Consider the following 323-nt stretch of genomic DNA (forward strand, 5'->3'; position numbering starts at 1 on the left):
CCGAGGGCGGCCCCATGCGGCGCCCAAACGATCGCCGTCACGATGGCCAGAATCGCCGGAGCGGCGATCAGGATGCCGGCAACCAGCGGCCGCAGAGGCCGCGCGCCGGGAAGCAGGCCTAGCAGCCGGCCGCGCACAAGCACGGCAACGATCGGCGGCAAGGATGACAGGACGAGAGCGGCGGGATTGGCATTGGGCGCGAGCAGCGCCACCTGGATCAGCACCGTGGCGCCGGCGTAGAGCAGCAGGAACTCGACGCCCTTGCGCCATGAATCGGCCGCGCCGCCGCGCAGCGTCACGACATACTGCACCAGGCACCAGCC

1 protein-coding gene is annotated in these 323 nt (G+C 71.2%); it reads right to left on the bottom strand.

Annotated features, from left to right (window positions below; translation table 11 throughout):
- On the bottom strand, positions 1–323 hold a 323-nt coding region (locus EN845_RS35730), incomplete at both ends, for a hypothetical protein (protein WP_189587445.1).

Origin of the sequence: Mesorhizobium sp. M8A.F.Ca.ET.202.01.1.1 (genome assembly GCF_004791595.1) — a bacterium.
Classification (GTDB): Bacteria; Pseudomonadota; Alphaproteobacteria; order Rhizobiales; family Rhizobiaceae; genus Mesorhizobium.